Below are 5,573 nucleotides of genomic sequence, written 5' to 3' on the forward strand. Positions count from 1 at the left end.
CACATCAACCTCACCGGCGATTACCTCTGGCGCAGCAGCGCCAAGATCGGCGCGGGCAAGTTCAGGCCGCTACGACCGCTGCAACCGGCTTAGCGTGCTTTATTTTCCGTTTTCTGAGGCGACCCCTGGATGAGAGGAAAGCGACATGAACATCGGAGCGGTTGCCAAGGCCTGCGGTGTCTCGGCCAAGATGATCCGCCACTACGAGCAGATCGGCTTGATTGGTCACAGCCCCCGGACCGAAGCGGGCTACCGCCAGTATCAGGAGCGGGATCTGCACACGCTGAAGTTCATCCGCAGTGCCCGTGATCTGGGGTTCTCCCTGGATCAGATTCATCAGCTTCTGTCGCTCTGGTATGACGAAAAGCGCTCCAGCGCAGAGGTGAAGCAACTTGCAGAAAGTCACTTGAGCGATCTGGATGAGCGAATTCAGGGGCTCACCGCGATGCGCGACGCACTGGTGCGCTTGTCGGAGAGTTGTTGCGGTGACGATCGTCCGGACTGTCCGATTCTTGAGGGACTTGCCGGGCACGGGCCTGTATCATCAAGCCCGTCCCAGCTCTCGAAGCAGAAAGCCCAGGGCGTTTAGGGCAAACGGGGCATTTTCCTTCGTGGGAGGCCGGGTGTTGTAGCGCATTTGCTCATTGGGCTTCCCGCGAGAGTGAAAGCGCTGAAGCAGACGAATGGCCTAACCTGCTGCCAACGGTGACTGGGTATTGCCATTGCCTTGCTGTTTTTCAAACGCTTTCAGCTGGTCGCCCAGATCAAGATGAAGGGCGCTGCTCAGGGCATCTCTGGTAGCTTCGAGCCAATGCTCCAGAACAGTGGTTGCCGCCGCACGACGGAGATCGATCAAAGAGACCGGACTGGAGCGGAATGCCGCATCGGCCACCTTATCCAGAATTGTTGTGGCCTCTGGGTCTGCTTGTTTCGGGATATGGTCGCTGATCAACTCCAGGAGGCGCTGAGCTGAAGGTCTGCTACCGTTTGGAAAACCGCAGTTGAGCGTAGGGAGGGTCGGGTGACAGCAATGGGTCGGTATTTCGCACTCGCCAAAGTGAAAAGCTACCTCTCGTCGCAGCTTGCAGTTGCGCGGCAGCTAACTTGCACATTGCGGCCGATACATGCCGCCGGCCGAACGACCGTTCAGGCCGATTATACAAAGCCTGCGATTATGGAAAGTGGCAGGTCGGAACGAGGGTCAAACGCTGGAGGGCAACGGCAGGCAAGAGTTCCGACCTTCACATAATCACAGCGTGTTCAGGCAGCCGACCAGTGAGTCGGGCGCCTGGTAGCGCTGGATCTTGACGTCCGGCTCGCGCAGTCTGCCCTCAGCCAACCCGCAGACATCATGCAGCTGTTCCTCGTAGCGGCGTAGTTCCGCCGTGATGTGATCGGAAAACGCCGATGCTGACTGTGCGCTTGGCGTAACCGGAGACGAAGAGATGTGGCTTATAACGGTCTCCTGATTTGAAACTACCACTTCAGTAAACTGAGGAAATTATGTCGAGCCCACGGGATGCCATCCGCCCCCAAGCCGCGTCCTGCCTGTTTCTTAGCCACAATCACCCCGTTTACTTTCCATAATCATCGGCATTGAATAATCGGCCATAGCGGCCGTTGGCCAGCGTTACTGAATCGGACAGCAATCGGACAGCAATCCGCCACCTTTTTGCCTTTCAGCCCTGTGGGTTCGCAAGCTCGGACTTCCATAGGTCGTGTCCTCCCCGGGGCGCTGGGTGGCATGCACATGCCTCGCCATGGGCGGCCGCCACCAGTTCGTGCAGGATCCCACAGTCCGAACTCGTGTGAGGCGTGGCGCACTGTCCTCGTAGCGCAATGAGCTGGCGTTCGAGAGCCTGCATGCTGGCGAGTCGGGCGCGGACCTTGGCTAGCTGCGCGTCGATGAGAAGATTGATCTCGGCACAATCCGCCTGCGGGTTGTCGAGAAAAACCAGCAGGCGCTGGACTTCGGCCAGGGGGATGTCGAGCGCGCGACAGTGCCGGATGAAGGCAAGGCGTTCCAGATGGGCATGCGTGTAGGTGCGGTAGCCATTGCTGGTGCGCGTCGGGGCGGCCAGCAGCTGTGCTTTCTCATAGAAACGGATGGTGTCGACGTCTACGCCGGTGGCTCGGGCCAGTTCGCCAATTCGCATTGCCTGCTCCTGAGGGGATTCCCTTCATCTTAGGCTTGACCTTGAAGTCGCTCCAGGGTTTTTAATCAGCGCATCATGACAACGAACGGCTGAAGGGGAACGGAAATGTCGGAACACCAGGACTTACACAGCAATCCGCCGCTGCGGGCAGGAAGCTCCGGCTGCGGCTGTTCGAGCGCTTGCCAGCCAGGTCTTGCATCCGATACGCGGGACGACTTACAAACGCAGCAACCTCCCGGCGAAGTCCTCCGGCTGCACCTCCCGGCCATGGACTGCCCGACCGAGGAGGGGCAAATCCGTCGCGCGCTCGAGCGCTTTACCCGGATCCGGCGGCTGTCATTCGATCTCCCTGCGCGCAGCTTGAGTATCGAGGCCCCCGTCGAGTGCTGGGACGACATCGAGGCCGCTATCGGGACCGCGGGTTTCAAAGCGGAACGGCTGGTCACGGAGGTGCAGGTCGACAAGGCGGCGCTTGCCCGAGCTCAGTTCCTTCGACCCGTTGCCGCACTGGCGGTTGCGATGATGGCGGAAGCCATTGCCTACATCTCGCCTGAAGCGCTTCTCTGGAAGCTCGTGGGCATGGCGGTCGCAGGAATTGCGATTGCCCTGTCGGGACTCTCGGTGTTCCGCAAGGGCGTCGCCGCACTCGCGCGCGGACAGCTTAACATCAACGCACTGATGTCCGTCGCAGTGGCGGGCGCCTTCGTGATCGGCCAGTGGCCGGAGGCGGCCATGGTGATGGCGCTCTACGCCATCGCGGAGCTGATCGAAGCCCGGGCCGTCGAGCGCGCACGCGACGCCATCAAGAGCCTGCTCGATCTTTCGCCCCAGGAAGCCGAAGTCCTGCAAGACGATGGCGAGTGGCGCGTCATGCTCGCGAAGGAGGTTGCCGTCGGTACCGTCGTGCGGGTACGCCCCGGTGAACGCCTGGCCCTCGACGGAATGGTGCGTAATGGGCGTTCGGCGGTGGATCAGTCACCGGTGACCGGAGAAAGCATGCCGGTGGAGAAGGGGCCGGGCGATGAGGTGTTCGCTGGCACCATCAACCAGGACGCGGCTCTCGAGTTTGAAGTCACCGCACCGGCGACCGATACCGTTCTGGCTCGCATCATCCACACCGTCGAGGCCGCCGAAGGTTCCCGTGCACCCACCCAGCGCTTCGTCGACCGGTTTGCCGCGATCTACACCCCTGCGGTCTTCGTGCTGGCGCTGGGCCTCGCGTTGGCGGGGCCGCTGCTGTTCGGTTGGGCGTGGCTGAGCAGCGTCTACAAGGCGCTGGTCATCCTGGTCATAGCGTGCCCGTGCGCGCTGGTGATCTCGACCCCCGTCACGGTGGTGAGCGGGCTGGCCGCCGCGACCCGCCGCGGTATCCTCATCAAGGGCGGCGTCTATCTGGAGGAGGCCCGCAAGCTCCGAGCCGTGGCGCTGGACAAGACCGGTACAGTCACGGAAGGGCGGCCGCGCCTGGTCGCCACGGTCATGCTGGGCGATATGCCCGACGAAGCCGCGACGCGTCGTATCGCCGCAGCCCTGGCCAGCCGCTCGGATCATCCAGTTTCGCGCGCGATTGCCAGCGGTCTCGCGGTGCAGGGTGTGCCGGATGTGACAGACTTTGGCGCCGAGGCGGGACGCGGTGTCTTCGGGCAGGTTGACGGTCACGACTACGTGCTCGGCAATCATCGCTGGATTCATGAGCGGAACCAGTGCTCCGCCACGCTTGAATCCCTGATGTCGAGCCACGAACGGCAAGGCCGCACGATCACCGTCCTTGCCGACGCAGGGAAGCCGCTGGCGCTCTTCGCCGTCGCCGATACCGTGAAGGCAAGCTCGCGGGAGGCGATCGCCGAACTGGCTGTGCTGGGTGTGCGGCCGGTGATGCTCACCGGGGACAACCCCGCCACCGCCTCAAGCATTGCGGCCGAAGTCGGCATCGACGACGTTCGGGCCAACCTGCTGCCTCAGGAGAAGCTGGACGCCATCCGGCGCCTCGCCGACTCAGGGACCACCGTGGCCATGGTCGGGGACGGCATCAACGACGCGCCAGCACTGGCGACGGCCAGCATCGGCTTTGCGATGGGAGGCATGGGCACCCACACGGCGATGGAGGCCGCCGACATCGTGATCATGAACGACGACCTGCGCCGCGTACCGGAAACCATCCGGCTCTCGCAGCGCACGCATGCCATCCTCTGGCAGAACATCACCCTGGCGCTGGGGATCAAGCTGGTGTTCCTGTTCCTGGCGATCTTCGACAGCGCGACCATGTGGATGGCGGTGTTTGCCGACATGGGTGCAAGCCTGCTGGTGGTGGGCAACGGCCTGCGCTTGCTGCGTGGCAGCAAGACCGGCGGCAGGCTTCCTCATTTCTGATACCATCTGCGCCCATGCGTCGCTGGCTTGCCGTCTTCCTGCTGGTCTTCCTGCCACTCCAGTTCACCTGGTCGGTGGCGGCCGCCTATTGCCAGCACGAGTCAGGCAACGTTCAGCACTTTGGTCATCACGAACACAAGCATGCAGGCGACGCCGGTGCCAAGGACGCCAAGAAGGCGCCTTCGGGCATCGACGAGGACTGCGCCTTCTGCCACGCCGGTTGCGTGTCAGTGCTGACCGGCGTTTTTGACGTGATGCCCCCGCGGGTGGCGGATTCTAGCCCGCCCTGGGCGCCTAACTTCCTTGCCTCGCCGCCCGGCGACGTGCCAGAACGCCCCAACTGGGTTGCTTCCGCCTGATCGGCGGGAGCGGATCCCTCTTTCCTTCGCATCCTCCGCGGCGCTCGCCGCGCGCCCATCCGGCTTATCGGAGGGCGTCCCGCCGATTCCCCCACGTGTCTTTCACTATTGGAGAATCGGATGCCATCCAAATCAAGCCTTGCGCTTGCGCTGATCTGCGCCCTGGCCATGCTGGCCGGGCCGACGCGAGCCGAAACCTACATGGCGGTCATTCCCGCCGCCATGAGCAACCCCACCGGGCCCCTGAGCCTCGAGGCGGCGCTCGACCTTGCCCTCACCGCCAACCCTGAGCTCTCGGCGGCCACGAACGAACTGCGCGCCGTCGAAGGTGCGGTGATCCAGGCCGGGCTGCGGCCCAACCCCGACATCTCGACCTCGGTCGAGGACACACAGAACCGCGCGACTCGCAGCACGACCGTCCAGCTCGGCCAAAGGCTCGAGCTGGGCGGCAAGCGCGCCGCGCGCGTTGCCATCGCCGAGCGGGGCCGCGAGGTCGCGGATGCCGATCTGGCCGCCCGTCGCCTCGAAGTGCGGGCCGCTGTGGTCGGGGCGTTCTTCGATGAGGGTCGGCCGGGAATCATGAAAAATTCCCCGAAAACCGCCTACTCTTCTGAATTAAAAAGCGAATTCTGACTGTCAAGACCATTCTTCTTTATGTTGACGCTTTTCGCCGGTGGCACCTGCAAAG

General features: G+C 63.0%; 6 protein-coding genes. 4 read left to right on the forward strand and 2 right to left on the reverse strand.

Annotation, left to right across the window (positions count from 1 at the left end):
- Window positions 1-145 precede the first annotated feature (145 nt).
- Window positions 146-589: a Cu(I)-responsive transcriptional regulator gene (gene cueR / locus PHD22_RS16055; RefSeq protein ID WP_299869166.1), complete on the forward strand. Its 444-nt coding sequence runs from the start codon at window positions 146-148 to the stop codon at window positions 587-589.
- Window positions 590-688: 99 nt separating this feature from the next.
- Here cueR and PHD22_RS16060 read toward each other — a convergent pair whose 3' ends face one another.
- Together PHD22_RS16060 and cadR are read right to left on the reverse strand one after the other, a co-directional pair.
- Window positions 689-952: a hypothetical protein gene (locus PHD22_RS16060; RefSeq protein WP_299869171.1), complete on the reverse strand. Its 264-nt coding sequence runs from the start codon at window positions 950-952 to the stop codon at window positions 689-691.
- Window positions 953-1,679: 727 nt separating this feature from the next.
- Window positions 1,680-2,156, reverse strand: a complete 477-nt coding sequence (cadR, locus tag PHD22_RS16065; protein ID WP_299869174.1) for a Cd(II)/Pb(II)-responsive transcriptional regulator — start codon at window positions 2,154-2,156, stop codon at window positions 1,680-1,682.
- Between the two features lie 267 nt (window positions 2,157-2,423).
- Here cadR and PHD22_RS16070 point away from each other — a divergent pair, with 267 nt between their 5' ends.
- From PHD22_RS16070 to PHD22_RS16080, 3 genes are all read left to right on the forward strand, one after another.
- Window positions 2,424-4,526, forward strand: a complete 2,103-nt coding sequence (locus PHD22_RS16070) for a heavy metal translocating P-type ATPase (RefSeq protein WP_299869177.1) — start codon at window positions 2,424-2,426, stop codon at window positions 4,524-4,526.
- Between the two features lie 14 nt (window positions 4,527-4,540).
- Window positions 4,541-4,885, forward strand: a complete 345-nt coding sequence (gene czcI, locus PHD22_RS16075) for a cation efflux protein, CzcI family (protein ID WP_299869180.1) — start codon at window positions 4,541-4,543, stop codon at window positions 4,883-4,885.
- A 120-nt stretch (window positions 4,886-5,005) separates the two neighbouring features.
- Window positions 5,006-5,518, forward strand: a complete 513-nt coding sequence (locus tag PHD22_RS16080; protein ID WP_299869183.1) for a TolC family protein — start codon at window positions 5,006-5,008, stop codon at window positions 5,516-5,518.
- Window positions 5,519-5,573: the final 55 nt, after the last annotated feature.

Source organism: Zoogloea sp. (assembly GCF_028693495.1).
GTDB lineage: Bacteria > Pseudomonadota > Gammaproteobacteria > Burkholderiales > Rhodocyclaceae > Zoogloea.

Coding starts and splice junctions, on each gene's coding strand:
- cueR (WP_299869166.1), top strand. CDS start 146: ATGAACATCGGAGCGGTTGCCAAGGCCTGCGGTGTCTCGGCCAAGATG.
- cadR (WP_299869174.1), bottom strand. CDS start 2,156: ATGCGAATTGGCGAACTGGCCCGAGCCACCGGCGTAGACGTCGACACC.
- PHD22_RS16070 (WP_299869177.1), top strand. CDS start 2,424: ATGGACTGCCCGACCGAGGAGGGGCAAATCCGTCGCGCGCTCGAGCGC.
- czcI (WP_299869180.1), top strand. CDS start 4,541: ATGCGTCGCTGGCTTGCCGTCTTCCTGCTGGTCTTCCTGCCACTCCAG.
- PHD22_RS16080 (WP_299869183.1), top strand. CDS start 5,006: ATGCCATCCAAATCAAGCCTTGCGCTTGCGCTGATCTGCGCCCTGGCC.